This window comes from Microlunatus parietis (assembly GCF_013407955.1).
Taxonomy (GTDB): Bacteria; Actinomycetota; Actinomycetes; order Propionibacteriales; family Propionibacteriaceae; genus Microlunatus; species Microlunatus parietis.
This window is the reverse complement of the sequence record NZ_JACCBU010000001.1, coordinates 4,638,682-4,662,637: the sequence shown is the minus strand read 5'-3', so window position 1 is coordinate 4,662,637 and position 23,956 is coordinate 4,638,682. Positions and strand designations below refer to the sequence as shown.

Sequence of the window (23,956 nt, the reverse complement as noted above, 5' to 3'; positions counted from 1 at the left end):
CCTTTGCGTCCGTTCGGTGAGTCCGGAAGAGTCGGCAGCAAGATCGGCAGTGAGGAAACGATGATTGAGGCGGGCAAGCTTCGCGTCGGGCTGGGGCAGGGCGCCGGAGCGCACCGAGGTGTGAGCGCCGACGACATCCGCCGCAACGGCGCTACCATCCGGGCCTTGATCGGCGCGGCCGCCGCCGAAGGAGCCCGACTGGTTGCGTTCACCGAGGGCGCGCTCTCGTACCCGACCAAGCGTGCGATCTCCGCCGACCCCGACCAGGTGACCGTGGCGGACTGGTCCAAGTACGCCTGGGACGCGGTCGAGGAGGAACTGCGAACCATCGGCGAAGCCGCGGCCGAACACTCCGTCTGGGTGGTGGTCGGCTGCCTCACCCGTTCACCGGATCCGGGCCGGCCCTACAACAGCCTTGTCGTGTTCGACGATCATGGAACGACCATCGGCCGGTACGACAAGCGTCACCTGTCCAGGAACGAAGATGCGGTCTATCGACTCACCCGGGGCAGCGAGCCGTTGATCTTCACCGTGGACGGGATTCGCGTCGGCTGTTTGCTCTGCATCGAAGGGATGCTCCCCGAGCTCGTGATCGAATACGAACAGCTCGAGGCCGATGCCCTCATCCTGGCCACGATGACCGAAGGTCCCAGCCCCGCGAACGAGGACAAGCGGGTCCTCGCCCTCGCCGAAATGGCAGACCTCTGGGTCCTCCAACCCACGCCCGCGCTGCAGCCCGACTGGCTCGGCAGCAGCGTGGCCTGGCCCGGCTACCGGTGGCTGGTGCGCGGGACGCCGGGCGAGCAGCCGTCAGTCGTGATCGCCGGCCTCGACCTGACTGTCGACGATTGGCGGGTCAGGGCGGGGCGAGAAAGTGGACGACCGTGGCGGCAACGCCAGCGACTGCTGCTGGATGGCCGGTGAGAGGCGACTTCGGGCCCGAGTGTCCTAAACCTGCAATGCAACGCCCTTCGAGGCAGGTTTTCGGCGTTCTGAGACGGTTGCGTTGCAGGTTTAGGACACTGCGCCGGCCTTGGTCTGGTTGGTCGGGTGGGCCCAGATCCAGGGCAGTTCCACGAGATTCTCAGTCCCGTACCGGTCTCCTCCTGCAGTTCTCGGCGCGCTGCCGCGGCGTGCGATTCACCCCTGTGGCCGCCGACGATCGGCGGGTCAGGGCGGGCCATCCTCGGGCCTGAAGGGATCGGGGTGGGTTTGGCCGCGTGTACCCGGCAGGATGCGGCCCGCTTCCTACGGGCGATCGGCGTAGCGGTCCGTCAGGGACCGTCCGAGCTGGACCAGGTGGTCGCGCAGTTCGGCGGGTTCGATCACGTCGACGTCCAGGCGGAGCGAGACGACCCAGCGGGCGGCGCCGGCGAGGTCGTCGGTGGCCAGGTGCAGTTCGCAGCCCTCGCCGTCCTCGATCACCTCGGCGACGGTGGCCGGGACAGCTCGCCGGACCACCTCGGCGGGAGCGTCGACGCGCAGCCGGAGCTGGTGCCGGCGGCCGCGGGCCAGGGAACGGGTGACGAAGGCGACCGGGTCCTCGGGCGGCTCGGGCGCCGCGAGCTTGGTGCCGAGGAGTTCCGCGCGCTCGATCCGGTCCAGCGCCCAGGTGCGCCATTCGCCGACCTCGCGTTCGGCGGCGATCAGGTACCAGGTGGTGCCGGCGTGGACGAGCTGCCAGGGCTGTACGGTGCGCGGCCGGTCTTCGCCCCGCCGCCGGAGTCGTACGGCCTCCTGCTGGCGGCAGGCCAGTGCCAGGGTGACCAGCACCGCGCCGTCGACGACCCGGCGCGGCGCGTCCGCCCGGGCGATCCGGGACAGGGCGCCGAGCCGGTGCCGCAGCCGGGACGGCACGATCGCGGCGATCTTGGACAGCGCGGTCAGGGCGGCGGTGTCGCCGTCCGGCACCCCGGTGAGGGTACGGAGACCGAGCGCGACCGCGAGCAGCTCGTCCTCGTTCAGCATCAGGGCGGGCACGGTGCTGCCCGGGGCCAGCCGGTAGCCGCCGGCCCGGCCTGCGCTGCCCTCGATCCGGTAGCCGAGGTCGCGCAGCTGCCCGACGTCGCGGCGCGCGGTCCGCTCGGTGACGCCGAGCCGCCGGGCCAGGGTGGCGGCCGAGATGCCCGGCTGCGCCTGCAGCAGGGTCAGCAGCTCGAGCCGTCGGCCGGTCGCCGTCATGTTCTCGATGATTCCTCACTACCCGGACAGTTTCTGTCAGGGTAACCGGGAACGATGGTGATCATGGAAATCACAGTGATGCAGCCGGCCGGCCTCGTCGCGAGCCCGGCCTTCAGCCATGTCGCCGTGGTGCCGCCCGAGGCGACCACCATCTACGTCGGCGGCCAGAACGGCATCGACCAGACCGGGGCGGTGGTGTCGGACGACGTCGCCGAGCAGTCCCGTCGGGCCGTCGACAACGTCGCCACCGCGCTGGCCGCGGCGGGCGCGTCGCTCGCCGATGTCGTCGTCTGGACGGTGTTGATCAAGGAGGGCGTCGATCTCGGTGCCGCCTACGGGGCGATCGCGCCGAAGCTCGCCCGGGACGGCGCGCCGCCGCTGGTCACGGCCGCGCTGGTCGCCGGGCTCGGCGTCCCCGGCGCGTTGATCGAGGTGTCGGCAGTCGCGGCGGTCCTACCCGGCTGACGTTTCTGCTCAGGCGAGGGCGGCCCGGAGCCGGTCCGGGTCGACCCGCCAGAAGTCGTGCTGGGCGCCGTCGACGAACGTCACCGGGACCTGGTCGGTGTAGCGCCGTACCAGGTCCGGGTCGGCGTCGACATCGTCGGCGGTCCACTGATCACCGGTCTCGGCGCAGACCGCGGTGATCACGGCGATCGCCTCCTCGCAGAGGTGACAGTTCTGCCGGACCAGCACCCGGACCCTCGGTTGATCGGCCATCAACGTCCTTCTCGATCTTGGTCGGTCATCCGTCGCAGGACGGACTTCTGGACCTTTCCGGTCACTCCGCGCGGCAAGCCGTCGACCAGCCGGATCGACGCCGGGCGCTTGAACTTCGGCAGCAGAGCTGCGCAGTGCTCGGCGATCCGGTCCCGATCAAGATCAGGACCGACCACGAAGGCGATCATGCCGGCCGGGTCGCCGATCACGGCGGTCTCCAGCACCCCGTCGAGCTCGGCGATGATCCGTTCCACCTCGGCCGGATAGACGCCGAACCCGTCGACCATGATCAACTCGCGGCTCCGCTCGACCAGGTAGAGCTCGCCGTCGGCCAGGTAGCCGAGGTCGCCGGTGTCGTACCAGCCGTCGGCATCGGGGCCGCCGCCACCGTCCGGCCAGTAGCCGGCGAACAGCTGCGCGGACCGGATCCGGATTCGGTCCGGCTCGCCGGGATCGGAGCCGTCGCCGATCCGTACCTCGACGCCGGGCATCGGGTGGCCGACATGCCCGATCCGGTGACCGGTGCCACCGGTGCCGTCGGGCCGCAGCGTGGTCGTGACGCCGCCGGCGGCTTCGGTGAGGCCGTAGCCGGATTCGACCCGGTGCCCGCTGGCTTCCGTGAACCGGTCGGCGAGATCGACCGACAGGGGCGCCGCCGCCGACAGGATGGTACGGACGCCGCGCAGCCGGTCGGCCAGGTCCGGCGCCCGGAGCAGGCGCTCCAGCAGCGCCGGCACCACCGGCAGCACGGTCGCGCCGGACTCCGCGACGATCTCGGCCAGTTCCGGTCCGGCGTCGTGGCCGGTGATCACCAGCCGACAGCCGCTGGCCAGCCAGCCGCCGACGACCACGCCGAGCCCGTACACGTGCCAGAGCGGCAGCGCCGCCAGCACCGTGTCGTCCGCGGTGACCAGCCCGGCCCCGGCCAGTCCGCGGGCCGGCAGCAGCAGCGACCGGTGGTTGATCATCGCGATCTTCGCCTCGGCCGACGTGGCCGCGGTGCGCAGCAGAACGGCGAGCGAGTCCGGGTCGGCCGGCGGCACCACGATGGCGTCCCCGCCGCGATCATGATCGGAATCCGGCGTCAGCACCAGCCGGGCACCGACCCGGCCGGCCAGCCGCTCCCGTTCCTCGGCAGCGGTACGGGGATCGATCGGCACCGCGACCAGCCCGGCGCGCAGGCAGGCCAGGTAGTCGGTGACCAGGCGGACCGAGTTCGGCAGCGCGAGCAGCACCCGCTGCCCGGCCACCAGGCCCGTGGCGGACAGTCCGGCGGCGGTCGAGGTGACCCGGCGGTCCAGCTCGGCCCAGGTCAGACCCGCGGAGCCGGCTTCCCGTACCGCGACGGTCTCCGGCGCCTGCGCCGCCCGAGCGGTCAGCAGGTCAGCCAGGTTGCGCAGGTCTCCCACGCTGCGAGTGTTGCATATGGGACTGAGGCTAGGGTGGTCGCCGTGTCTCGCTCAGAGCAGCGGCGATCGGTCGCTGCACCGCCGCCCCCGGTGATCGGTCCCGATCCCCGGGCCGCGGCGTTCTTCGACCTGGACAACACGGTGATCCAGGGCGCTTCGCTGTTCCACCTGGCCAAGGGCCTGTACAGGCGCGGGTTCTTCCCGACCCGGCTGATCATCAAGGGCCTCTGGCTGCAGACGTACTTCCGGCTGGTCGGCCGGGAGAACCCGGAGCACATCGCCGACGCGCGGGCCGCGACGCTGTCGTTCATCGCCGGGCACCGGGTGATCGACCTGCAGGCGGCCGGCGAGGAGATCTACGACGAGTCGATCGCGCGCCGGATCTGGCCCGGCACCCGGGCGCTGGCCCAGGTGCACCTCGACGTCGGCCAGCAGGTCTGGCTGGTCACCGCGGCGCCGGTCGAGGTGGCCACGATCATCGCGACCCGGCTCGGCCTGACCGGGGCGCTCGGGACGGTGGCCGAGCACACCGACGGCGTCTACACCGGCCGGCTGCGTGGCGACCTGCTGCACGGCGCCGCCAAGGCCGAGGCGGTACGGGAGCTGGCCGCGACGCTCGACCTCGACCTGGCCCGCTGCTTCGCCTACTCGGACTCGTTCAACGACCTGCCGATGCTGTCCTCGGTCGGGCACCCGTGCGCGGTGAACCCGGACGGGCGGCTGCGCGAGCACGCCGAGGAGTTGGACTGGCAGATCCGCGACTTCCGCAGCGGCCGCCGGGCGATCCGGCTAGGGCTGATCGGGGCCGCGGTGGTCGGCGGGATCACCGGGGCCGTCTCCGCCGGGCTGGCCGTACGGCGGATGCTGCGGCGGCGCTGACCTCCGCCGGTCGCCCCAGACCGCCCGTTCACCCCAGATCGCCCGGTCACCCCAGATCGCCCGGTCACCCCAGGCCGAGCGGACCACCCGGCCGGAGATCACGATCACCGTCCCGGCGATCAGCAGATAGAGCACGAAACCGAACACCGCCAGCACCCCGAGCGTCTCGGCGGTCCCGTTCGGCGGCGCCAGGATGCCGACGATCAGGACCAGACCGCCGAGCGTGATCGCGGCCCCGGCGCCGACCATCCCGAAGCCTCGGGCCTGGTCGTGGGCCGGCCGATGATCATCGTTCCGGTCGACGTAGCGCAGGATCAGCCCGAGGAAGACTCCGACGGCGATCAAGATCACCGCGATGGGTCCGTACATGATCAGAAGATTCCCGGGCGCCGGACCAGCAGCGCGTGCAGGGTCTGCTGGATGGTCTCCCGCACCTGGTCGGTGACGTTGAAGATCACGGTCGGGTCGTCCGCCGCGGCCGGCGCGATCTGGTCGGTCGGGATCGGCGTACCGATCTCGATGATCCACTTGCTGGGCAAGGGAATCGCGCCGAGCGGGCCGAACCACGGGAACGTCGGCGTGAGCGGGAAGTACGGCAGCCCGAGGGCCCGGGCCAGCACCGGCGCCTTGCCCAGGATCGGGTAGATCTCCTCCGAGCCGACGATCGAGATCGGCACGATCGGGACCTGCGCCCGGACTGCCGCCGAGACGAAGCCGCCGCGGCCGAACCGCTGCAGCCGGTAGCGGTCGGTGTAGAGCTTGCCGAGGCCCTTGAAACCCTCCGGGAACACGGCGACCAGCTCGCCGGCGTCCAGCAGCCGCTCGGCGTCCTCGGCGCAGGCCAGCGTGGTGCCGGTCTTGCGGGCCAGGTCGTGCGAGTACGGCGTCGCGAAGATCAGGTCCGCGCCGAGCGAGCGGACGTGCCGGCCGATCTCGTCGTACACGACGGACTGCAGCACCATCCCGTCCAGCGGCAGCGTCCCGGCGTGGTTGGAGACCAGCAGCGCCGCGCCGTCGGCCGGGAGCAGGTCCGCTCCGCGTACCTCGACCCGGAACCAGTGCCGGACCAGCGGCCGCAGCAGCGGCAGGTAGACCTTGGTGGTGAACTCGGGGTCGAAGCCGAACTGGTCAGTCGGGTAGTCGCCGTGCAGCCGGGACCGGGCGAACTCCGCCGCCTGCTCGACCGCGGCCACCCATTCCGCACCGGCCCACCGGGCCAGCCCGGCCGCGGTCCGGCGCAGCCCGTCCAGCAGCGTCGTTGCCGGCTCGTCGGCTGAATCGTCCGGTTCCGGCTCGGGCTTGGGTCGCGGCGCGAAGTCGTAGATCTCTGCGTCCGGGCCGGTCTGCTCAGGTTCAGCGTCCATCGGCCCGGCCTCCCGTGAGCAGTCCGGCCGCGGCGTCGACCAGGCCGTCGGCCCGCTCGGCCGCGAGCAGTCCCGGGCCCAGCGCCTGGGCCCAGTCGGTGAGTGCCTCGGCCGAGCTGTACGAGGGTCGCCAGCCGGCCGCCTCGGCGAAGCGGGAGCAGTCCATCACCCGACCGTAGGTCAGCACGTCGAGCTGTTCGTCGGAGATGTCGGTGAAGCCGACCCGGCGGGCCAGTCCGGCGAGCAGCGGGCCGGCCGGCCGCGGCACCTCGACCCAGGGACGGCCGAGCCGGCGCAGCGCCTGGCTGAGCAGCAGTACGTCGTCGGCGCCCACGTTGTACGTCCCCGGCAGATCGGACCGGGTCACGGTGAGCAGAGCCTCGACCGCGTCCGCCGGGTGCAGGAACTGCAGCCGGGCGTCGAACCCGGCGACCTTGGGCACCACCGGCAGGGCCAAATAGGAGGTGATCGTGCTGTCCACGCCGGCGCCCATCAGCGGGGCCAGCCGGAGCGTCGTCACGACGCCGTCCTCGCGGCGCCGGGCGAACCCGCGGACGTAGGACTCGACCTCCACCGAGTCCTTGCCGAAGCCGCTGCGCAGCGTGGTCCGCGGCCCCATGCCCTCGGTGAACCGGGCCGGGTCGCGCGGCGAGGATCCGTACACCGACACGGATCCCTGGACCACGAGCTTGCGGATGCCGGCCGCCTGCTGGCACGCAGCGAGCAGCTGCATGGTGCCGATGACGTTGATCTCCTTCATCGAGGAGCGGCCACCGACGCGGCCGGGGCTGGCCAGCACGGCCATGTGCACGACGACCTCGACCTCGTGCGCCGCGATCACCTTCGCGATGATCGGCGCACGGATGTCGGCGCGAACGAAACCGGCCCGGCCGAGATCATGTCGCGGCGGTACGACGTCGACGCCGACCACCGTGATCTCGGGGTCGGCGGCCAGCGACCGGGCGAAACGAGCCGCAAGATCGCGGGACACGCCGGTGATCATGACCGTGGTCATCGCCGCGTACCCCCTGACCTCAGCTGCTGGGTTCGACTCCCCGAAGCCGGACTACTTGCCGGCGCGACGTCGCTGGATGCGTGTCCGCTTGAGCAGCTTGCGGTGCTTCTTCTTCGCCATCCGCTTGCGACGCTTCTTGATGACCGAACCCACGTGTGAACCCTCTTACCCAGAAATGATTTGTGAACGTGCTGGTGAGTCGGCGGAGTGCCGTCGACTGCCGTGCATGCTACCGGTCGCGCGGCGGCCGAGGCCAATTCCGAAGCCCAATCGCAATATCGCTGATCAGGTCAGCTCCACCTCGATGGACGCGCCGGCCGGGATCTCGACCGCCTTGCCGAGGGTGACCACGGCCCGGGTGCCGTCCGCCTCGACCTCCGCAGCGACACGGCGGCCGCCGTGCCGGACGGTGACCAGGCGGGCCGGTTCCACGGTCCGGAAGGTCAACGTCTTCAGCCCGAGCTCGCCGTACCTGACCTCGACCTTGGCGACCAGCCGGCGGCCGCGCCGGGTCTGGCGGTACGAACCCCAGCCCCCGGCTGCCGTGAAGGCGCACCGGAAGTCGTCCGCGCCGAACCGCGGGGCGAAGCCGAGGTGGCCCTTGGGCCCGTGGTGCTCGTAGCCGATCGCGGCCAGGTAGACGCCGAAGCTCATCATCGCCCGGGCGTAATGATCACTCGCCTCGATCTCGTTGTACGGGTTGCGTTTGCGACCGTGATAGCGGTCGTAGACGGCTTTGATCACGGCCAGCCCCTCCGCGGTCATCCCCTCGGCGAACAGGTGCGCCGCGAACTGGTGCTCCTGCCCGGTCCACACCTCGTTGAAGTACATCAGCCCGCCGGATTCGCTGGAGCCGCCGTGCGGCCAGGTCGTCATGATCACGCCCGGCTCGTCCTTGGTCGCATAAACCCGGCCCGGGTTCACGCCGGGCGGCCGGTAGGAGCCCGGGTCGGCCAGGAAGTTGTTCGCGTAGATGCTGGCCAGTGCCGTCCGGGACTGATCTTGGTCGAAGACCCGGGGCAATCCGAGCTGAGCGGCGTAGGCCTGCCCGTACAGCTGGTCGATGTGGCAGCCGCGGTTGCTGTTCACCGAGGGATGATCGGGATCGGTCAACTGCTCGAAGTAGCCGTACTCGGCGTTGAACAGCTTTCCGGCCAGATGGTCGGAGCCGGACTTCGCGATCTTGGTGTAACGGTCCGCCGCCTCGTCGTCGCCGGCCTCCTTCGCGAGCTCGGCCGCGGCCCGGAGCGCTGCGACGTAGAGCCCGCTCAGCCAGGGCACCTCGCCGAACCACTCGGTGTCCAGCGTGTTCCACTGGCTGCCCCGGAAGATGCCGTCGATCTTGTCGCCGCCGGCCCCGTCGCGGGCGGTGATCACGTACTCGCAGGCCTTCTTGATCTTGGCCCAGTTCCGTTCCAGGAAAGCGGTGTCGGGACTCATCTGGTGTTCCCGGTAGAACCGCAGGATGGTGCCGCACTGGCCGTCGGCGAACGAGGACGACGCGTCGCCGCACTCGCCCCGGTTGCCGATCTCGCCGGAGTCCCGGAACGCGATGCCAAGATCAACCCGCTGCCGGGTGTCGCGCTCCAGCTCCGGGAACAGCCGGCCGATCGCCTGCCCGTAGCTCCAGACGTGCTGGCAGGTGCCGGCGCAGCAGTAGGTGCCCTCCCAGGCGTAGAAACGCGCGCCCTCGTACGCGGGACTCGTGAAGCGGTAGCAGGTGCTGGTGGCCAGCGTCGACGCCGTGGCCAGGGTGCGTTCGAGGAACCAGTGCGGCAGCGTCGAGTCCTCGTACCAGGTCTTGACGAACGCCAGCGTCTGCTCGGACAGCCGATCCGCTTCCTGGGCGACATGGTGCAGGACGGCCTTGGCCGAGTCGAACCGCTCGCCGTACTCGCGGCGCAGCGTGGCCGCGCCGACCAACTCGGCGAACAGCTCGCGTTGCGGGACCGGGAAGTGCCAGCCGTACCCGAAGCGCACCGTTCGCCGCTCTCCCGGCGCCAGCGTGATCGTCGTCGCCACCGTGCCGAACTGCGCCGTGGTCCCGTCCACCTCGGCCGGGCCGTCCGGGGCGTCGAACAGGGAGTCCGGCTCCACGGGCCCCTCGGTGCCCTGAGCCTGTCGAAGGGCAATCGACGGCCGGATCGTCGCCCCCGAATCGAGCGAGGCGAGGGCGAAGCTGCCACCGTCCGGCCGTTCCGGGACCGGGAGCCGCCGGATCGGCCGATCGCTGAACACGATCCGGTCGCAGTTCACGTGACCCCAGCCGCCGGTGTGGCTGTCGACCAGTCGGATCTTCGCCTTCTTGCCGCGGTAGCGGCCGACGTCCATCGAGATCGCGGTGACGGGCTCGATGTCGGTGCCGGTCGCGGTCGCCACCACCTCGCCGTCGATGATCACGTCGAAGCAGGTCTCGCCGCGGTGGCTGCCGCCGCCGACCCAGGCGGTGACGAACCGGCGGTCGACCGTGAATTCCTTGCTGGTCAGGGTTCCCTGGTGCCCGTCCGGGTTGCCGTCGTCGGCCCGGAAGTTGTACGAGGTTGCGAACTTGCCCTTGACGTTCAGTTCGGTACGGATGCCGAACGGGCGTCGGAAGCCTTCCGGCGTCTCGCCCGCGGTGACCGGCCCGTCGCCGAACGCGGTGCCGGTGACCGTCCAGTCCTGGTAGCCGTCCTCCCAGTCCTGGAACAGGATGTCGGCCCGGTCGGTGAACCAGATCGCGTCACAGCTGACATGACCCCAGGGGCCGGTCACCTCGTCGACGATCTTGATCGTCGCGGTCTTGCCCTGATGATCTTCGAGGTCCAGGAACCGGGTGATCATCGGCTCGGTGTTGTCACCGGTCGCGGTGGCCACCACCTCACCGTCGATGATGACGTCGACGCAGGTCTTCCCGGCGTGATCACCGCCGCTCAGCGCGACCGCGACGTAGCGCCGCCTCACCGGGAACTCCTTGCTGGTCAGGGATCCGGTGGCGTTGTCGCCGTCACCGCCGGCCCGGAACGCGTACGACGTGACGAACCGGGTGCCGGACAGGTTGAGATCGCCGAACCGCTTGACCAGGTTGGGCAGTTCGGTCTGGCCGACCGGACCGTCGCCGAACGCGTCGCCGGTCACCGTCCAGTCCCCGAAGCTGTCCGACTCCCAGTCCTCGAACAGGATGTCCTCTCCCTCAGCGGAATGATCATCGGCGGCGGTGAACTCGAAGCCGCGGTCGAAGGATGCCGTACGGAGCAGCGTCGGCTGGCTGCGCCGACTGTCCAGGCAGACCGGGTTCTCCGCGTAGCCGAGCACGGTGGCCCGGACCGGCGCGGTGCCCGGGTTGTGCAGCGTGTAGGCCATGATCGTCGCCGGCAGCGTGGAGTCATCGACGGCCAGCGGGATGAACGGAGCGTAGGCCTGCAGCTCGACGGTGATCGGCGAGTCCGGGTCGGCGAAGCTCACCCGGCCCACCGGGTACTGGCCGACGAAGCTCACCTCGGCGAAGCCGTGCGCGTCCAGTGTCACGGTCCTGGTCGCACCGCCGCTCTCCGTACGCACGGCGAAGCCCTGCCGGAACGGTGCCGCCCCGGGCTGGTCGGCCGACAGCGGGTCGGCGTAGTTGCTGCCGGAGAAGTCGGCGCCGCCGAGCGGGAACGAGGTGGGGTTGAAGATGTCCCAGGCCCAGAGCCGGCCGTCGCCGGCGAGGAACACCTGGCCGGCGCAGCCACCACCGACCGGCATCCCGATCTTGGGCAGCGCCGCGCCGGTGTACTCGGTCGGCGCACCGCGCTTGATCAACTCCGCCAACTCCTTGCCGCTCGGCGGCTCGGCTGCTCTGGTTTCAGCGGCGGCGGGCCACGGATTGAGGGTGGCGGCGCCGATCCCAGTCGCGCTGAGCGCCAGGAAGGTGCGGCGGGTCAGGTTGGCGCGAGGGCAGTCACCGGAACAGGTCCGACCGGAACACCCCGCCGGCTGTTGATCATGATTCATTCGAAGCTCCCCTGATTCGAAATGTCGAAATCGATTTCAAGGTAACGGGCAAGTCCGGCCCGGGTCAACGGGCCGGACCGGACCAGTTCGATGGATCAGCAGGGAGTGTCGCGAGCGGGGACCACGCGGTCGGTGAAGTAGGCGTCCATCAGCCGCCGCGCGCACTCATTCGACAGGTAGAGCGTGTGCCCTGAATCATCGTGGCTGATCGAACCACTGCCAGGCACCTGATCCGCCACCGGTTCCAGCGCGTCGAACTCGTCCCAGGCCCCCGCGGTCAGGAACGGCGGCAGTCCCTTCGGCAAGGCGGCCGGCGGGTTCGTCGTCGGAGTCGGCCAGCCCACGCACTGCAGCGTGTTCATGGTCATGGTCGCGACCGCCCCGGTGTTCGGGGCGATCCGTTCGAGACGTTTCACGGTCCCGGCCAGCTCCTCGTACGACTCGATCCTCGGCATGTCCAGGCACTCGGTGATGCCGAGGGGCAGATCGGGGTACGGGCTCTGCGGCCGGTCGGGCAGGAAGCCCGAGGCATCGCCGCGTGACGCGTCCTTGATCGCGACCGCGAGCTCCGACCAGTTCTTGCGCCGGGCCAGACCCAGTCCGAGGCCACGTACATCGGTGCCGTTGTAGAAGTACGACTCGCTACCACGCCGGGCCGGCAGCGGTGATCGATCGGCCCGCCTGATCAGGCGTTGCCAGGCCCGCTCGACGTTGCTGCCGAACATGGCACAGGAACGGTCGGATTCGCACCAGTCGACGAACCGGCCGAAGGTCCGCTCGTTCCGCCGGGCGTGCGCGTCCAGCTCGCCGTCCCAGCCGCCGGTCGCGGCCGTCGGGCTGTGCGAGAAGCCGCCGTCCAGCACCATGGTGCGGATCCGATCGGGGAACAGCCGGGCGTAGCTCTGCCCGTAGAACGTCGCGTACGAGGCGCCGTAGAAGTTGATCTTCGGCTCGCCGAGCGCGACTCGGATCGCCTCCATGTCGCGGGCATGATCGGCCGAGCTCATGTTGTCGAAGAACTCCTGATCGCGGGTCCGGCACGTATAGGCCGTGCCGAAGTTGTCCTGAGCCAGTCGGCCGAACTCGGCGGCGTCGGCCGGCGCGTTCGGGACCGGGAGCCGGGTCCAGCTGCAGTCCAGGCCGGTGCTGGTGCCGCCGAACTGCTTGCCGTACCCGCGGGTGTCCCAGGTGACGATGTCCATCCGCTGCCGCAGCTCCGCCCACGGCTCGCCGAACTCCTGCGTGATCGCGATCCCGGGCCCGCCCGGGCCGCCGTAGGCCACCAGCACCGAGCCTTCGGCCGGCTCCTTCCCGGTGCTGGGCAGCCGGCCGAGCTGCAGCGTGATCATGCGGCCGTCCGGCTTGGACCAGTCCACGGGCACCTCGAGCGCGGCACACTGCATCCCGATCTTGTCGTCCTTGCAGGGTTGCCAGTCCAGGCCTGCGGACGGCTCGGCCTGGGCACTGTTGGCCGTGATCACGACCAGGGCCGGAAGCAGGGCCAGGAAGGCGACCAGGCTGATCAGTTTTCGTCTGGTTGTCATGTCCCGCAACCGTGCCCGGATCGGCGGCCGGACACATCGGAGCCAGGGTTGACCGACCACGGGTGGAGGTCGTCCCTTGCCGGCCCGGCTACGGTTCCGAGCGTGGGCATCGAAGTGATGGCGCCGATCCTCGGCCTGGCCCTGATCGCCTATCTCGCCGCGGTCCGGTTGCCGAAGCTCCGCTGGGTGCCGACCCGGGTGATCGGTGGAATCAGCGCGGTCGGCCTGCTGGCGAGTGCCGCCGCTGGTCCGGCCATCCCGCTGCCGGCGGACCTCCTCCGGGTCGTCGGGCCGGTGCTGCTCGGGTTCTCGATCATCGGCGCCGGCTGGGCGATCGGCCGCGCAGTCCGGGATCGGCGGGCCTACCTGACGCGGACCGCCGAGGAACTCGCCGCTCGCGCGGTGGCGGAGGAGCGGCTTCGGATCGCCCGTGACCTGCATGACATCGTGGCGCATCATCTGAGCCTGATCACCGTGAAGGCCGGGGTCGCGGCCCACGTCGCCACGGCCCGGCCGGCCGAGGTACCGGACGCGCTCCGGGTGATCGAGCGGACCAGTCGGGACGCGCTGGACGAGACCCGGCACCTGCTCGACCTGCTCCGCACCGGGTCCGCGGCCGATGATCTTGCCCCGGCCCCGACGATCGACCGGCTGCCCGAGCTGGTCACGGCGGCGGGGACGGCCGGCGTCGAGGTGGAACTCGCGGTGGACGGCCTCGAGGGACTGCCGGACGACGTCGGGCGCTCGGTCTATCGGATCGTCCAGGAGGCGGTGACCAATGTGGTGCGTCACGCGGTGACGAAGCGCTGCCGAGTGCGCGTCGACGGCCAGCCGCACGAGGTCCGGGTCGAGGTGATCAACGACGGCCCGGCCAAGCGTGGCACGCCGGAGCGGCAGGGTCACGGACTGATCGGGATGAGGGAACGCGTGGCCCTGCACGGCGGCGACTTCGAGGCCCGGCCGGGCGTTGACGGCGGGTTCATGATCACCGCGGTGCTGCCGTACCTCCCACGCGGCCGGCTTCAGGTCGCCGGATGACCGAGACGACCAGGGTGTTGATCGTCGATGATCAAGCTCTGCTTCGGGGCAGTTTCCGGGTGCTGCTGGAGACCGAGCCCGGACTGACCGTTGTCGGCGAGGCCGGCACCGGCACCGAGGCGGTCGCCCTGGCCGCGGAGCTCGCACCCGATGTGGTGCTGATGGACGTACGGATGCCGGAGCTGGACGGCCTGGAGGCCACCCGGCGGATCTGCGCCGACCTGCCCGACGTCCGCGTGTTGATCTTGACCACGTTCGATCTCGACGAGTACGTCTACGCCGGGCTCCGGGCCGGCGCCAGCGGCTTCCTGCTCAAGGACACTCCGCCGGCCGACCTGCTGAACGCGATCCGGGTGATCGCCGCCGGCGACGCCCTGCTGGCTCCGAGCGTGACCCGCCGGCTGATCTCCACGTTCGCCAGCCAGCCGCCCGCCACCGCCGTACGCGGACTGGAGGCCGTCACCGACCGGGAACGCGAGGTGCTCACCTTGATCGCCCGCGGCCTCTCCAACGCCGAGATCGCCGATCATCTGTATCTGAGCGCAGCCACGGTGAAGACCCACATCGGCCAGCTGCTCCGCAAGCTCGCCGCCCGCGACCGCGCCCAACTCGTGATCGCCGCGTACGAGAGCCGGCTGGTCACGCCGAGCAGCCGCTGATGACCCTGGGCGGACGCGGGCGGGTGGTCGAGGCGATCTCGCGCGGGCAGGAAGCCGGTGCGCGCATCGACGCGTTCCTGTCACTGGCAGGGACAGGAACGGCTCGGGCCGGCGGCGCATGATGGTGGCATGACCACAGCGGACCAGCTCGGCGACCGGACGGCGGTGGGCGGCGATCTCGGCACGTTCCTGCGGACCCGGCGCGCGGCCCTGCGGCCGGATCAGGTGTGCCTGCCGACGTACGGTCAGCGACGGGTGCCCGGGCTGCGGCGCGAGGAGCTGGCCGAACTCGCCGGTGTCTCGTCGACCTACTACACCCGGCTCGAGCAGGGGCTGGCGACGAACGCCTCGGATCAGGTGCTGGACGCGGTCGCCCGGGCCCTGCGGCTGTCGACGGTGGAGCGGGCGCACCTGTTCGAGTTGGCCCGGGGGCCACGACCCGAGCTGCGCGATCCGGACGCCGAAGGCCCGGCCAGGAACGGATTGGTCCGGGTCCTGGACGCGCTGGCGGACGCGCCGACGATCTTGCTCGGACGCAGCCACGACATCCTCGCCTGGAACCGGCTCGGCCACGCGCTGCTGGCACCGCACCTTCCGTTCGCTGCCCCGAACGACCTGCCGCGGCGACCGAACAAGATCGCGTTGCTGTTCCTCGACGCCCCCAGCCGCAGCCTCTACCGGGAATGGGAGTTCGAGGCCGAGCTCGCGGTCGCCAGCCTCCATTACGTCGCCGCCCAGTATCCCGGCGATCCGGCCCTGACCCGGCTGATCGGCGAGCTGACCGTCGCCAGCCGCGACTTCGCCCGGATCTGGGCGGAGCACCCGGTCGAGCTGTGCATCAGCGGCGTCAAGCGCTATCACCATCCCGAGCTCGGTCGAGTTGATCTTGACTACGAGGTGCTGCACGTGCCCGGCGACGAGGGCCAGCGCTACCTGATCCACACCGCCCGGCCCGGCTCGCCCGACGAGGCGGCCCTCCGGTTGCTCGCCAGCCGGTCCATCACCGGCTGATCGCTTTCATCCCCTTCCCGGCTCGCGGCACCGCGGGCCGGCCGATCCCGCGCGCCCGGGACCTGCTCCTCGGCGCCGCTCAGGAGTTCTCTCATGCCCGAAACCCTTGCTCAACGCACCCAGGCGCCAGGCCTCGAACGAACGTTCCACCCGGGGCTGCTGGCCCTCAGTGCCGGCGGTTTCGGGATCGGCCTGACCGAGTTCGTGATCTCCGGTCTGCTCAGCGACGTCGCCGCCGATCTCCGGGTCACCATCCCGGCCGCCGGTTACCTGATCTCCGGCTATGCGCTGGCCGTGGTGGTCGGCGCGTTCGCCGTCACCGCCGCACTCTCCCGCCGGCCGCCGAAGACGGCGTTGATCATCCTGCTCGGCTTCTTCCTGGCCGGTAACGTCCTGTCGGCCTGGGCACCGACGTACCCGGTGATCATGGCCGGCCGGATCGTCGCCGCGCTCTGTCACGGCGGCTTCTTCGGCATCGGTGCGGTGCTGGCCGGGACGCTGGTCTCGCCACGCCGGCAGGCCTCGGCGGTGGCGGTGATGTTCGGCGGGCTGACCGTGGCGACCGTCCTGGGCGTCCCGTTCGGGACGTTCATCGGTCAGCAGCTGGGCTGGCGAGCGGCCTTCTGGGTGATCTGCGCGGTCGGGGTGCTCGCCGTGGTCGGCGTGATGATCTTGATCCCGCGTACCACGACAGACATCGCTGCGCCGCCGCTGCGTGATCAACTCGCCGTGCTGCGCCGGGGTCAGGTGCTGCTGAGCCTGCTGTTCACGGTGCTGGTGTTCGGCGGGCTGATCGGCGCCTTCTCCTATGTCGAGCCGCTGCTCACCCGGGTCACCGGGTTCAGTTCCGCGGCCGTACCGTGGCTGCAGGTGCTCTTCGGGGTCGGCCTGGTGCTCGGCAACATCGTCGGCGGCCGGGCCGCGGACCGCAACCTGGACCGGGCCTTGATCGTCTTCGCCGTCCTGCTGCCGATCAGCCTGCTCGGTTACGCGCTCGCCGCGCCGAGTCAGCCGGGTGTGGCGATCTTCCTGCTGTGCATGGGATTCGTCGGTTTCGCGACGACTCCGGCACTGCAGACGCGGGTCGTCCGGTACGCCGCGGACGCACCGACCATCGCCTCGGCCGCCAACATCGCCGCCTTCAACCTCGGCAACGCGATCGGCATCATGATCGGCGGCGCCGGGATCGCCGCGGGACTCGGCTGGACCGCTCCGGCCTGGTCCGGGATGATCATGGCCGTCCTCGGCATGATCGTCGTCGTCATCGCCGGCCGGACGAGATAGTCTGCTCGGGCATGACCGACGACGAGTTCCTGGACACGCTGCACGCCCGGTTCGCGGCATCGCCGGCGGAAGTGGCCGCCTTGGTCACCAGGACAACCGGAGCGGGAATCGACGGGCTCGAGCGGCTCAAGGTCGGCGACGAGAACGAGGTCCACCGCGCCGACCTGAGCGACGGCAGGACGGTCTTCGCCCGGATCCGCAAGCCTGGCGACGGCACCTTCGACTCCGAGGTGTGGGCGATGGAGCAGGCACGCGCAGCCGGCGTACCGGTGCCTCGAGTCCTTGCCGTGGCAGGGATCCCGAGCGACACCGGCGAGCGTTCCGCGATGGTGGTCGAGCAGTCGCCCGGCCGCCCGCTGGGTGATGTCCTGCCCGGCCTCGCCGTGGACCGAAGCCGGACGGTCATGATCAACGTCGGCCGGGTGCTGGCCCGGATCCACTCGGTCGCGACGCCGGGGCCGCGCCGGCCCGACGCGACCGGCCGGTGGCCCGACCCGGTCGAGGTCCGGCACAGCCTGATCATGGAACGCGAGAGCCAGGCGCCGAGCCTCGAAGCCGCCGGGCTGTCGGCCGCGGAGATCGCCGCGGCCCTCGAGCAGGTGCACGGCTCGCCCGACGTACCGCCCCGCGCCGACCCGGTGCTCTGTCACGGCGACCTGCACGGCGCGCACGTCTTCGTCGACGACGACCTGGCGGTACGCGGCGTGATCGACTGGGGCCTGTGGCACGGCGGCAGCCGGATCGGCGATCTCGCCATGACGTCGACGAAGTACGGGGAGCCGGAGTTCGCGGCGATCCTGGCCGGCTACGGCATCGACCCGGACGCCGAGTTCCGGGAGCGGCTCGCCCAGGCCGTGGTCTCGCAGTCGATCCCCCATCTCGCCTGGCACGACAGCTTGGGCAACGCCCGAGGCCGCGCCTTCTACGCCCAGCAGATCCGGTCCGCCCTGGCCCGCCTCTGAACGTCGGCGTCTAGTGCCGATCACCCGGACCGGTGTACGGTCCGGGAAGCCAGAAACGGGGAGGAAGACACACATGCGACTGCCGTGGACCGTGCACGGACAAGGACGAGCGGTGGCCGCCGACGCGATCGTCCGACCGGAGGAGCGACTCAGCTGGCCGCGCACGATCGGCATCGGTGCCCAGCACGTGGTGGCCATGTTCGGCGCGACGTTCCTGGTCCCGGTCCTGACCGGCTTCCCGCCGAGCACGACGCTGCTCTTCTCCGGCATCGGCACGTTGCTGTTCCTGATCATCACCCGGAACCGGCTGCCCAGCTATCTCGGCTCCTCGTTCGCCCTGATCGCGCCGATCACCGCCGCCACGGCCAGCCACGGCCAGTCGTCCGCCCTGCTCGGCGTGGTCGCCGTCGGCCTGCTGTTGTTGATCATCGGTGTGATCGTCCAGCTGGCCGGGACCCGCTGGCTCGATGCGCTGATGCCGCCGGTGGTGGCCGGCGCGATCGTCGCGCTGATCGGCTTCAACCTCGCCCCGGCGGCCAAGAACAACTTCGAGGCGGCGCCGGTCACCGCCTTGATCACCCTGTTCGCGGTGATCATCACTGCGGTTCTGTTCCGCGGACTGATCGGCCGGCTGTCGATCTTCGTCGGCGTGATCATCGGCTACCTGGCCGCGGTGATCCGCGGCGAGGTCGACTTCTCGGCCGTCGCGGCGGCACCGTGGGTCGGGCTGCCGCAGCTGCAGGCGCCGGCCAACCCGTTCGCCGAGCCCGGCGTCTGGCTGGTCATTCCGGCCTTCCTGCCGGTCGTGCTGGCCCTGGTCGCCGAGAACGTCGGCCACGTCCGCGGCGTCGCCCAGCTGACCGACCCCAGCGTCAACAAGCTGACCGGACGGGCCCTGATCGCGGACGGCCTGGCGACCATGATCGCCGGCTCCGGTGGCGGGTCGGGGACGACGACGTACGGCGAGAACATCGGGGTGATGGCCGCCACCCGGGTCTACTCGACCGCCGCCTATTGGGTGGCCGGTCTGGTCGCGATCGCGCTCGGCCTGTCACCCAAGCTCGGCGCGGTGATCAACACCGTGCCGGCCGGGGTGCTCGGCGGCGTCACCACCGCCCTGTACGGGCTGATCGGCATCATCGGCGTGAAGATCTGGCTGGACAACAAGGTCGACTTCACCAAGCCCGCCAACCAGTTCACCGCGGCCGTCGCGTTGATCATCGGCGTCGGCGACTTCACCTTGTCCGGCGGCAATCTGAGCGTCGCCGGGATCGCGTTGGGCAGCATCGCCGCGATCGTCGTCTACCACCTGATGACCTTGATCACCCGGCTCAGGGGAGCGGGAGCAGGGTCCACTCCCTGATCTCGTCGACGGTCGCCACCGGCTCGGGCCGGTCGAAGTACGGGTCGGCCGCGAGCACCGCGTCGAGCTCGGCCCGGTCCGCGACCTCGTAGATCAACATGGCGCCCTGCTGATCGGCGAAGGGGCCGGCCAGGCGGAGCCGGCCGTCGGCGGCGAGTGAGGCGAGGTATTCGCGGTGCTTGGGCCGCACCTCGAGCCGGGCGGCGTCGTCGCGGTCGAACACGAGTCGTACGGCGAAGGTCGTCATGGCGGAAGGCTACTGGGGCGCCCCGCGCGGAGGACTGTCAGTCCGCTCGGTCAGGATGGCCGGCATGACGACTGATCTGCCCAAGCTCGGCCTCGCGTTCGTCCCGACCCTGCCGCCGGAGCGCTTCCGCCCGCTCGCCGCGACGGCCGAGGAGGCGGGGCTGGACGAGCTCTGGATGTGGGAGGACTGCTTCAAGGAGAGCGGCGTGGCCGGCTCCGCGATCGCCCTCGGCGCCACCGAACGGATCACCGTGGCGCTCGGCCTGATGCCGGCCCCGCTGCGCAACGTCGCCCTGACCGCGATGGAGATCGCCACCCTGGACCGCGCCTTCCCCGGCCGGTTCCTGCCCGGCATCGGGCACGGGGTGCAGTCGTGGATGGGTCAGGTCGGCGGCCGGGTCGGCTCGCCGCTGACCCTGCTCCGGGAGTACGCGCTCGCGCTGCGGGCCTTGTTGGACGGCGAGGAGGTCAGCACCGACGGGCGGTACGTGAAGCTGGACCAGGTCAAGCTCGACTGGCCGCCGCAGCGCCGGGTGCCGCTGCTGCTCGGCGGCACCGGCCCCAAGTCGCTGGCCCTGTGCGGCGAACTGGGCGACGGCACCATGCTCGCCTCTCCGCTGTCCGTCGAAGAAGTGGGTACGGCAGCGAAGGTGATCAAGAACGCCGCGGCGAGCGATGATCATCCGATCGTCGCGTCGCTGATCGTGACGACCGGTGCCGGCGCACAGGAACGGCTCGACGCGGAGATGCCCCGCTGGCACCGCGAGCCGAGCCCGGAGCTGGGCGCGGCCGGGGATGCGTCGGCGATCGCGGACGCGGTCCGGCAGTTGGCCGCGGTCGGCTGCACGTCGGTGGTGTTCCAGCCGACCGAGGACGAGCCGGACCTGGACGGCCTGGTCCGGTTCCTCGGCCAGGAGGTCAAGCCGCTGCTCTGAGCGGTCAGAGCCCGAGCCGGTCCAGGTAGTCCAGCAGGGCCCGGGTGGCCACGGCGGCCGCCCGGGACGCCCGCTCGACCTTGGCCCGCCGCTCCTCCAGGGCCTCGATCGCCTTGGTTCCCGGGGATTCCTCAAGATCACGGACGACCACGGCGATGGCGCCGAAGCCGTACCGGATGTCGCGCAGCAGCTTGATCAGCTGCAATTGCTGGAGCAGCCGGTAGTCGTACCGGCGCCGGCCGGCGACCCGTTGCGCGGTGATCACACCGCGTGACTCCCAGTAGCGGACCGCCGAGGTCGTCGTGCCCACGGCCGCGGCGGCCTCGCCGATCCCGACCGTCCGCCCGCGATAGACCCGGAGCCCGGCCAGCGCCGAGATCCGCCCCCGGGTGCGCCGCAGCGCGTCCAGCGCCTGCGCCACCTGCTCCCGCTGCGCGTGCAGCGACGCGTGCCGCTCGTCGGCCACCGCCAGCGAGGCCGTCGCGTCGCCCCGGTGCGCCGCGGCCAGTGCGTCGCAGGCGCGCTGCCAGCCGTAGCCGGTGATCATGGTCCGCGCCGTCCGCAACGCGACCAGGTGCTCCTCGCCGAACCGCCGATACCCGTGCGCCGTCCGGTGCGCCGGCGGCAGGAAGCCGAGCCGCTCGTAGTTCCTGATCTGGGACGGCCCGAGCCCGACCGCCCGACCCAGATCCACCGGTCGGTAACGTACCGCGGCTTCTTCAACCACGGATACAAGGTTAGAGCGCAGCACCGACAGTGCTCAGGCCGGCGACCTCACGAAACCTTGCAACTGAGTCGAGGAACCTACATTGCCGCAATGACGCCCCATTCTGACGACGCGGTGATCGTCGAGGAGCTGACCCGCACCTATCGCGTGCCGATCCGTGCCGGCGGTCTCCGGGCCGCCCTGGCCTCCGTGGTCCGCCGCGAGTTCCGTACCGTCGAGGCGGTCACCCGGTTGTCGTTCCGGATCCCGGCCGGCCAGGTGGTCGGCCTGATCGGCCCGAACGGCGCCGGCAAGACGACCACGATGAAACTGCTGGCCGGAGTGCTGCAACCGACCGCCGGCTCCGCGACCGTGCTCGGCTACCGGCCCGGCCGCCGGGAACGGTCCTTCCTCGCCTCGATCGCACTGCTCCGCGGCAGCCAGCCGATCGGCGGGGCGACCGAGCTGACCGTGCAGGACCAGTTCCAGTTCCGCCGGTTGCTGTACGAGATCCCGCGGGCCGACTGCGCGGCCCACCTGGCCGAACTGGAGGAGCTGCTCGGCCTCGGGGATCTGCTGCACCGGCAGGTCCGCGCGCTCAGCCTCGGCCAGCGGATGCGGGCCGGGCTCGCGCTGGCCCTGCTGCACCGGCCGCGGGTGCTGTTCCTGGACGAGCCGACGATCGGCCTCGACGCGTCGGCGGCCCTGGCGTTCCGGGACTTCGTCGCCCGGTATGCGGCCACCACCGGAGCCGCGGTGATCTTGACCAGCCACTACCTGGCCGAGGTCGAGGCGCTGTGTTCGCGGATCATCCTGATCGACAAGGGACGGCCACGCTTCGACGGGGCACTCGCCACGCTGGCCCGGGAACTGTCGTCCTGGAAGGAGATCCGGCTGACCTACGACCTGGACCGTCCAGTGTCGTGGCAGCAGTACGGCGACGTGATCAGTGATCAAGATCGTACGGTGTCGCTGCGGGTCGACCGGGACCGGGCGCCGGAGGTGGCGGCGCGGCTGCTGGCCGAGATCCGGCCGACGGACGTATCGGTCGTCGATCCGCCGCTCGAGGTCGTCCTGGACCGCTTCTACCGCGACGAGGTGTCCGGCGGATGAGAATGATCAAGCAGCTGGCGATCGCCGCCTGGGAGAGCTCCGTGCAGCAGTGGAGCTGGCGCTCGTTCCTGGTCACGCTGGTGCTCAACCAGGCGATCGGTCCGCTGATCGGGCTGCTGCTCTGGACCGCGGTGATGCCGGACTCCTCAGCGGTCCGCGGCTACTTCTTCGCCGTGCTGGCGGTGCAGCTGCTCACGGTCAGCTACGAGGATCACACGTTCAGCAACAGCATCTACGACGGCACCATCGTCGACGGGTTGCTGCGGCCGAGGCCGGTGATCATGAATGCCGCCGGCGCGAACCTCGGGCTCCGCTTCTGGCACGGGATCTTCGGCCTCCCGGTGCTGCTGCTGGTCGCGATCACCGCCGGCCTGCCGCTGCGACTCGGTGATGTGGTGCTCGCCGTGCCGGCCTTGATCATCGCCGGGGTCCTCCGCTTCCTGTTCACGATCACGCTGGCGTTGACGGCGTTCTGGACCGACCGGGCGTCGGCCCTGGTGTCGTTCGGCGACACCGGGATCGCCCTGCTCGGCGGGATCGCGGCACCGCTGTTCCTGTTGCCGGGACCGATCGCCGAGGCCGGCCGCTGGCTGCCGTTCTGGTCGATGCTCGGGCTGCCCGGCGAGATCGCCGCCGGCGTGCTCACCGGGCCGCAACTCGTCGCCGGCTACGCGGTCCAGGCCGGCTGGCTGCTGGTCCTGATCGTGGTGACGGCTCTGGTCTGGCGCCGCGGGTTGCGCGTCTTCACGGCCGTCGGCGCCTGAGGAGGATGATCATGATGCGGTTCGTCCGGCTCTATGCCTTGCTCTTCTCGCTGTCGTTGCGTCGCCAGGTGGCCTTCCGCGCCGACCTGGCCTTCGAGCTGGTCCGTACGCTGATCGCCCTGACCGCGTCGCTCGGTGCCCTGCTCGCGGTGTTCACCAGGACCGATCAACTGGGCGGCTTCACGCTGACCGAGGCGGTGGCCCTGCTCGGCACGTTCCAGCTGATCTCCGGACTCCGGCAGGCACTCGTTGAGCCCAACCTGCGCTTCTACGGCGGCCAGGTCGCCGACGGCCGGTTCGACGCGGTGCTGACCCAGCCGGCGCCGTCGATCTTCCTGGCCAGCCTCGGCGGCGCCGCGCCGATCGCCCTCGCCCAGGCGGCGCTCGGCCTGGTCGTCGTCGTGATCACCGCCGGCTCGGGTCCGACCACGCCCGGCCCGACCGCGATCGCCGGCTGGCTGGTCCTGGTGATCGCCGCGACGGTGATCATGTGGGCCACCCGCTGCCTGATCGCTGCGTCGGTCTTCTGGGCTTTGGGTTTCAGCCTCGACGTCGCCTACGACGCGCTCTGGCAACTCGGCGGCTACCCGACCAGCATGCTGAACCCGCCGCTCCGGCTGCTCACCACCATCCTGCCGGTCGCCTTCCTGGCCACCGCCCCGGCCGGAGTCCTGGTCGGCGCCTGGTCGCCGGTCTGGGTCGGCGCCGGCGCCGCGGTTGCCGCGGTCAGCGCGGTGCTGGCGGTGATCGTCTGGAACCGCGGGGTCCGCAACTACGGCAGCGCCACCAGCTGA

Annotated in this window: 25 protein-coding genes; 14 read left to right on the top strand and 11 right to left on the bottom strand. The window is 70.8% G+C overall.

Annotation, left to right across the window (positions count from 1 at the left end):
- The first annotated feature begins 60 nt into the window (after positions 1-60).
- The gene (locus BKA15_RS22405; RefSeq protein WP_179754513.1) at positions 61-924 is read left to right on the top strand and encodes a carbon-nitrogen hydrolase family protein; all 864 of its coding nucleotides are present in this window, start codon (positions 61-63) and stop codon (positions 922-924) included.
- A 324-nt stretch (positions 925-1,248) separates the two neighbouring features.
- On the opposite strand, the gene BKA15_RS22400 is transcribed toward BKA15_RS22405, so the two are convergent.
- On the bottom strand, positions 1,249-2,181 hold the full coding sequence (locus BKA15_RS22400) for a helix-turn-helix transcriptional regulator (RefSeq protein ID WP_179754511.1): 933 nt from the start codon (positions 2,179-2,181) through the stop codon (positions 1,249-1,251).
- Positions 2,182-2,244: 63 nt separating this feature from the next.
- Between BKA15_RS22400 and BKA15_RS22395 the strand changes: the two genes are divergently transcribed.
- A complete protein-coding gene (locus tag BKA15_RS22395) occupies positions 2,245-2,646 on the top strand; it encodes a RidA family protein (RefSeq protein ID WP_179754509.1) in 402 nt (133 codons plus the stop codon).
- A 9-nt stretch (positions 2,647-2,655) separates the two neighbouring features.
- On the opposite strand, the gene BKA15_RS22390 is transcribed toward BKA15_RS22395, so the two are convergent.
- Both BKA15_RS22390 and BKA15_RS22385 read right to left on the bottom strand, forming a co-directional pair.
- Positions 2,656-2,898, bottom strand: a complete 243-nt coding sequence (locus BKA15_RS22390) for a glutaredoxin family protein (protein ID WP_179754507.1) — start codon at positions 2,896-2,898, stop codon at positions 2,656-2,658.
- Positions 2,898-4,307: a class I adenylate-forming enzyme family protein gene (locus BKA15_RS22385; protein WP_179754505.1), complete on the bottom strand. Its 1,410-nt coding sequence runs from the start codon at positions 4,305-4,307 to the stop codon at positions 2,898-2,900. The genes BKA15_RS22390 and BKA15_RS22385 overlap by 1 nt, the downstream gene beginning before the upstream one ends.
- Positions 4,308-4,349: 42 nt before the next feature.
- Here BKA15_RS22385 and BKA15_RS22380 point away from each other — a divergent pair, with 42 nt between their 5' ends.
- On the top strand, positions 4,350-5,186 hold the full coding sequence (locus tag BKA15_RS22380) for an HAD family hydrolase (protein ID WP_312879198.1): 837 nt from the start codon (positions 4,350-4,352) through the stop codon (positions 5,184-5,186).
- Here the strand turns inward: BKA15_RS22380 and BKA15_RS22375 are convergent.
- The 6 genes from BKA15_RS22375 to BKA15_RS22350 form a co-directional block, all read right to left on the bottom strand.
- Positions 5,097-5,555 carry a hypothetical protein gene (locus BKA15_RS22375; protein ID WP_179754500.1) on the bottom strand — a complete coding sequence of 153 codons (459 nt, stop codon included), beginning with the start codon at positions 5,553-5,555 and terminating at the stop codon, positions 5,097-5,099. The genes BKA15_RS22380 and BKA15_RS22375 overlap by 90 nt on opposite strands.
- Before the next feature lie 2 nt (positions 5,556-5,557).
- Positions 5,558-6,550: a lysophospholipid acyltransferase family protein gene (locus BKA15_RS22370; RefSeq protein WP_179754498.1), complete on the bottom strand. Its 993-nt coding sequence runs from the start codon at positions 6,548-6,550 to the stop codon at positions 5,558-5,560.
- Complete coding sequence (locus BKA15_RS22365; protein WP_246322402.1) at positions 6,540-7,565, bottom strand: NAD-dependent epimerase/dehydratase family protein; 1,026 nt, start codon at positions 7,563-7,565, stop codon at positions 6,540-6,542. The genes BKA15_RS22370 and BKA15_RS22365 overlap by 11 nt, the downstream gene beginning before the upstream one ends.
- 51 nt (positions 7,566-7,616) lie before the next feature.
- Positions 7,617-7,718: a 30S ribosomal protein bS22 gene (locus tag BKA15_RS22360; protein ID WP_042842924.1), complete on the bottom strand. Its 102-nt coding sequence runs from the start codon at positions 7,716-7,718 to the stop codon at positions 7,617-7,619.
- Positions 7,719-7,850: 132 nt separating this feature from the next.
- Positions 7,851-11,537, bottom strand: coding sequence for a GH116 family glycosyl hydrolase (locus BKA15_RS22355; RefSeq protein WP_179754496.1), 3,687 nt, complete (start codon positions 11,535-11,537; stop codon positions 7,851-7,853).
- Between the two features lie 95 nt (positions 11,538-11,632).
- Positions 11,633-13,081 carry an alpha/beta fold hydrolase gene (locus tag BKA15_RS22350; protein WP_179754494.1) on the bottom strand — a complete coding sequence of 483 codons (1,449 nt, stop codon included), beginning with the start codon at positions 13,079-13,081 and terminating at the stop codon, positions 11,633-11,635.
- A gap of 102 nt (positions 13,082-13,183) precedes the next feature.
- Between BKA15_RS22350 and BKA15_RS22345 the strand changes: the two genes are divergently transcribed.
- From BKA15_RS22345 to BKA15_RS22320, 7 genes are all read left to right on the top strand, one after another.
- Positions 13,184-14,119 carry a sensor histidine kinase gene (locus BKA15_RS22345; RefSeq protein WP_179754491.1) on the top strand — a complete coding sequence of 312 codons (936 nt, stop codon included), beginning with the start codon at positions 13,184-13,186 and terminating at the stop codon, positions 14,117-14,119.
- Entirely contained in the window at positions 14,116-14,778 is a 663-nt protein-coding gene (locus BKA15_RS22340; protein WP_179754489.1) for a response regulator, read from the top strand. Before BKA15_RS22345 ends, BKA15_RS22340 begins: the two co-directional genes overlap by 4 nt.
- Positions 14,778-14,900 carry a hypothetical protein gene (locus BKA15_RS36520; protein WP_281385302.1) on the top strand — a complete coding sequence of 41 codons (123 nt, stop codon included), beginning with the start codon at positions 14,778-14,780 and terminating at the stop codon, positions 14,898-14,900. The genes BKA15_RS22340 and BKA15_RS36520 overlap by 1 nt, the downstream gene beginning before the upstream one ends.
- Before the next feature lie 7 nt (positions 14,901-14,907).
- On the top strand, positions 14,908-15,789 hold the full coding sequence (locus BKA15_RS22335; protein WP_179754487.1) for a helix-turn-helix domain-containing protein: 882 nt from the start codon (positions 14,908-14,910) through the stop codon (positions 15,787-15,789).
- 93 nt (positions 15,790-15,882) lie between these two features.
- Positions 15,883-17,073 carry an MFS transporter gene (locus tag BKA15_RS22330; RefSeq protein ID WP_179754485.1) on the top strand — a complete coding sequence of 397 codons (1,191 nt, stop codon included), beginning with the start codon at positions 15,883-15,885 and terminating at the stop codon, positions 17,071-17,073.
- A gap of 11 nt (positions 17,074-17,084) precedes the next feature.
- Positions 17,085-18,035, top strand: coding sequence for a phosphotransferase family protein (locus tag BKA15_RS22325; RefSeq protein ID WP_179754483.1), 951 nt, complete (start codon positions 17,085-17,087; stop codon positions 18,033-18,035).
- 73 nt (positions 18,036-18,108) lie between these two features.
- Positions 18,109-19,398, top strand: coding sequence for a uracil-xanthine permease family protein (locus BKA15_RS22320; RefSeq protein WP_179754481.1), 1,290 nt, complete (start codon positions 18,109-18,111; stop codon positions 19,396-19,398).
- Here BKA15_RS22320 and BKA15_RS22315 read toward each other — a convergent pair.
- A complete protein-coding gene (locus BKA15_RS22315; protein WP_179754479.1) occupies positions 19,367-19,645 on the bottom strand; it encodes a YciI family protein in 279 nt (92 codons plus the stop codon). The two genes, BKA15_RS22320 and BKA15_RS22315, sit on opposite strands and share 32 nt — an antisense overlap.
- A gap of 64 nt (positions 19,646-19,709) precedes the next feature.
- Here BKA15_RS22315 and BKA15_RS22310 point away from each other — a divergent pair, with 64 nt between their 5' ends.
- Positions 19,710-20,579 (top strand): LLM class flavin-dependent oxidoreductase, encoded by an 870-nt coding sequence (locus BKA15_RS22310; protein WP_179754477.1) that lies wholly within the window; start codon positions 19,710-19,712, stop codon positions 20,577-20,579.
- Positions 20,580-20,583: 4 nt separating this feature from the next.
- Here BKA15_RS22310 and BKA15_RS22305 read toward each other — a convergent pair whose 3' ends face one another.
- A complete protein-coding gene (locus tag BKA15_RS22305; protein ID WP_179754474.1) occupies positions 20,584-21,306 on the bottom strand; it encodes a MerR family transcriptional regulator in 723 nt (240 codons plus the stop codon).
- Positions 21,307-21,396: 90 nt separating this feature from the next.
- Here BKA15_RS22305 and BKA15_RS22300 point away from each other — a divergent pair, with 90 nt between their 5' ends.
- From BKA15_RS22300 to BKA15_RS22290, 3 genes are read left to right on the top strand one after another with little or no spacing between them, the layout of a single operon-like run.
- On the top strand, positions 21,397-22,398 hold the full coding sequence (locus tag BKA15_RS22300; RefSeq protein ID WP_179754472.1) for an ABC transporter ATP-binding protein: 1,002 nt from the start codon (positions 21,397-21,399) through the stop codon (positions 22,396-22,398).
- Positions 22,395-23,162 (top strand): ABC-2 family transporter protein, encoded by a 768-nt coding sequence (locus BKA15_RS22295; protein ID WP_179754470.1) that lies wholly within the window; start codon positions 22,395-22,397, stop codon positions 23,160-23,162. The genes BKA15_RS22300 and BKA15_RS22295 overlap by 4 nt, the downstream gene beginning before the upstream one ends.
- A gap of 11 nt (positions 23,163-23,173) precedes the next feature.
- The gene (locus BKA15_RS22290; protein WP_179754468.1) at positions 23,174-23,956 is read left to right on the top strand and encodes an ABC-2 family transporter protein; all 783 of its coding nucleotides are present in this window, start codon (positions 23,174-23,176) and stop codon (positions 23,954-23,956) included.

Coding starts and splice junctions, on each gene's coding strand:
- BKA15_RS22310 (WP_179754477.1), top strand. CDS start 19,710: ATGACGACTGATCTGCCCAAGCTCGGCCTCGCGTTCGTCCCGACCCTG.
- BKA15_RS22390 (WP_179754507.1), bottom strand. CDS start 2,898: ATGGCCGATCAACCGAGGGTCCGGGTGCTGGTCCGGCAGAACTGTCAC.
- BKA15_RS22395 (WP_179754509.1), top strand. CDS start 2,245: ATGGAAATCACAGTGATGCAGCCGGCCGGCCTCGTCGCGAGCCCGGCC.
- BKA15_RS22325 (WP_179754483.1), top strand. CDS start 17,085: ATGACCGACGACGAGTTCCTGGACACGCTGCACGCCCGGTTCGCGGCA.
- BKA15_RS22290 (WP_179754468.1), top strand. CDS start 23,174: ATGATGCGGTTCGTCCGGCTCTATGCCTTGCTCTTCTCGCTGTCGTTG.
- BKA15_RS22340 (WP_179754489.1), top strand. CDS start 14,116: ATGACCGAGACGACCAGGGTGTTGATCGTCGATGATCAAGCTCTGCTT.
- BKA15_RS22370 (WP_179754498.1), bottom strand. CDS start 6,550: ATGGACGCTGAACCTGAGCAGACCGGCCCGGACGCAGAGATCTACGAC.
- BKA15_RS22295 (WP_179754470.1), top strand. CDS start 22,395: ATGAGAATGATCAAGCAGCTGGCGATCGCCGCCTGGGAGAGCTCCGTG.
- BKA15_RS22405 (WP_179754513.1), top strand. CDS start 61: ATGATTGAGGCGGGCAAGCTTCGCGTCGGGCTGGGGCAGGGCGCCGGA.
- BKA15_RS22335 (WP_179754487.1), top strand. CDS start 14,908: ATGACCACAGCGGACCAGCTCGGCGACCGGACGGCGGTGGGCGGCGAT.
- BKA15_RS36520 (WP_281385302.1), top strand. CDS start 14,778: ATGACCCTGGGCGGACGCGGGCGGGTGGTCGAGGCGATCTCGCGCGGG.
- BKA15_RS22315 (WP_179754479.1), bottom strand. CDS start 19,645: ATGACGACCTTCGCCGTACGACTCGTGTTCGACCGCGACGACGCCGCC.
- BKA15_RS22400 (WP_179754511.1), bottom strand. CDS start 2,181: ATGACGGCGACCGGCCGACGGCTCGAGCTGCTGACCCTGCTGCAGGCG.
- BKA15_RS22330 (WP_179754485.1), top strand. CDS start 15,883: ATGCCCGAAACCCTTGCTCAACGCACCCAGGCGCCAGGCCTCGAACGA.
- BKA15_RS22320 (WP_179754481.1), top strand. CDS start 18,109: ATGCGACTGCCGTGGACCGTGCACGGACAAGGACGAGCGGTGGCCGCC.
- BKA15_RS22355 (WP_179754496.1), bottom strand. CDS start 11,537: ATGAATCATGATCAACAGCCGGCGGGGTGTTCCGGTCGGACCTGTTCC.
- BKA15_RS22375 (WP_179754500.1), bottom strand. CDS start 5,555: ATGTACGGACCCATCGCGGTGATCTTGATCGCCGTCGGAGTCTTCCTC.
- BKA15_RS22350 (WP_179754494.1), bottom strand. CDS start 13,081: ATGACAACCAGACGAAAACTGATCAGCCTGGTCGCCTTCCTGGCCCTG.
- BKA15_RS22365 (WP_246322402.1), bottom strand. CDS start 7,565: ATGACCACGGTCATGATCACCGGCGTGTCCCGCGATCTTGCGGCTCGT.
- BKA15_RS22300 (WP_179754472.1), top strand. CDS start 21,397: ATGACGCCCCATTCTGACGACGCGGTGATCGTCGAGGAGCTGACCCGC.